General features: G+C 50.8%; 2 protein-coding genes and 1 pseudogene. All 3 read right to left on the reverse strand.

Features of this window, described 5'->3' with window-relative positions; all coding sequences use genetic code 11:
• Positions 1 to 10 precede the first annotated feature (10 nt).
• Positions 11 to 1,216 carry a hypothetical protein gene (locus tag DID99_RS36375; protein ID WP_124668707.1) on the reverse strand — a complete coding sequence of 402 codons (1,206 nt, stop codon included), beginning with the start codon at positions 1,214 to 1,216 and terminating at the stop codon, positions 11 to 13.
• Positions 1,217 to 1,274: 58 nt separating this feature from the next.
• Positions 1,275 to 2,000, reverse strand: a pseudogene (locus tag DID99_RS36380) (DDE-type integrase/transposase/recombinase).
• A gap of 75 nt (positions 2,001 to 2,075) precedes the next feature.
• Positions 2,076 to 2,309, reverse strand: a 234-nt coding sequence (locus DID99_RS37665; RefSeq protein ID WP_221623081.1) for a hypothetical protein, incomplete at its 5' end; no start/stop codon positions are given.

A 2,309-nucleotide genomic window follows, 5' to 3' on the forward strand; every position in this document is an offset into this window, starting at 1 on the left:
TTCCTGCAAATCAAACAACACCGTTTCGGCTTCGCAGCCTTACTGCATACGCCTCGCACGATTGTTCAGGTCCGACTATCTGTTTGCAGGAAAATTGCATGAAACGATCATTTATCAGGTTATTGTATGCCTCAATAGCAGACATGGCTTGGCCCACATCAAGCTCTAGTGATTCGCGTCTTGTAATCTTGGCGGTTGCTGTGATGCACGCCACCGATCCCGATCTGTCAATCGAGAAGCGCGTCAACGAATGACATTCGCCAAGCACATCTTGTGTATCGAATCCCGTTTTTACTAAATCGAGCGTACTCATTGCCTCTATGACGAGTTTTCCGTTCTCCTCAGCTATTTTTGTTCTTAGACGACCGGATTTTCCACTGAAAACTATTGGATCCATCCCTGTAATTAATTTTCCGGCGACAAACATATTCTGGTTATATACCTTAAAAAAGGCCAGCTTCTGCTCTTCTGAGAATTTTCCAACCTTGGCAAGGTAGCTTAAAAAATTACTGAACAGCGCATGATTTTCCTCATATTTTTTGGGTATCCTGGCAAGCACGACGCGGTCGTCATCATCGAGCATGATATTAGTCGTCCCGACTGCTTCCCCATCCAGTCGCATTCTGCTTGCGTCCTTTTGAAACGCCTCATACGAGTCGTCGAAACTTCCCTTGAGTTCGAGCTGCTCCACAGTATGCATCACCTGTCCGTGCATTCCGGGAATGGCAGGAGTACCATTATTTCCTTCGGTTCCAGTTACACTGTCGATCCAGATCAGCGGAATGGTGCACACCATGGCAGGAGACAGCCCGGACAAATCTGCCAGCGGAATCATCGCGTCTTCATACCCGGGCGTTTGCACGCACATCGACACCTTCTGGGTACCCCTGTCATAGCAAAAAAACATGCTGACACCAGAAAAATCCGCCGACAGAGATGACAATTTCTGCTTGTATTTTGCGACGAGATTCGCAAGGCGTTCAGTGTCAAGTCCGCGATCTCCGAAACTTGCTCGAAGGTCGTATAGAAGATCGACAAGCCCAGAGATCCTCGTATGCTTTTCTCCTGGATGTCCGAGAAAGTATGAGGAAAGGCGATACATCAAGGCCTTTAGAAAACCTTCTTTAGTTGCGAGCGCTTTCGCAGCTTCCACGTCATTTGAGCACATGGCAATGCGCAAATGATTAACGCGACTATTGGTGATGGAGACAGACATGATTGATATCAAGCAGTGTTATATGTGCGGCTCAACGATAGCAAGGAGGGATAGCCGGTCATGTCGAGGTCGACGGATTTTGGGCCCGGCCGGTGGATTTGCACCAGCTTCGAAGCGAATGCGAATTGTTTTCGATAAAGCGATGCGTCCAGCAAATGTCGCTTGAGTGCGAAATATTGCCCGATCGGGCCGAAGCACGACAAAAACATCTGAGGTACGGTCGGGCCCTCGGAAATTGCGCATGCGGCGCTCGCGCGGGGGTTGATGACTGTTTTCGGCGCGCTTGTTCGCGCGTTCGGCTGCTTTGACGAAAAACATGCTTCACGTTCGCGAACTCCGCAACGTCGGCCTTGGCCATCGAACAGCTGCGCAACTGCTCGGCGAAGAGCTCGCATGGTATTGGACAGAAGCGTAACACTGCTGCAAGAAGCGTTTGGCTGCGGCCTTGTTGCACTGCTTTTGCAAACAGAACGTAGAGTTTAGCGCGTGATCTTCGACGGCGTGCCACTGCAGATAGCGGCTCACGGCACAGCGCCGCAACCATTTCGTCGAGATGCCAGGTGCCGCCCGGCCGACGTCGCACAACGTTGACGTGACGGGCGAAATACGCTCCAAACTTGTCACACCGGCGGCGGATAGTTGCGTGTCGCACCACGATAGAGCGTTCGAATAGCTGTTTCTCAATGTCGCACACACTGAGCTGGAAGCGGAAATGCCAACGAACCGCCTCGCTGAGGATGGCGGCCGAAAGTCGATGTCCACGATAGAGTGATCTCGTATTCATCCCCTCATCCTATGCTAACGCGAAAATCCCACATTATGCGCACTTCCTGCAGCCCCCTAATATCCATGATTCATTTTACCGAAACTCAGCAAAAAGCCCCCCACGAAGAGGACAGGGCGGGTTCCAACCACACCTTGAAAAATGGTTATCATAGACACCATTCCGGGAATTCATGCGGGATTTTTGGCTATTTTTTCGAATTTCATCGGACGCGCCCTCACGCCGCTTAATTAGTCGGACCTGAACAATCGTGCGAGGCGTATGCAGTAAGGCTGCGAAGCCGAAACGGTGTTGTTTGATTTGCAGGAA

This window comes from Burkholderia sp. Bp8986, from assembly GCF_003854225.1.
In the GTDB taxonomy this organism is placed as follows: Bacteria; Pseudomonadota; Gammaproteobacteria; order Burkholderiales; family Burkholderiaceae; genus Burkholderia.

Bases quoted from the DNA above. Each gene is read 5' to 3' on its own strand.
- DID99_RS36375 (WP_124668707.1), bottom strand. From the start codon at position 1,216: ATGTCTGTCTCCATCACCAATAGTCGCGTTAATCATTTGCGCATTGCC.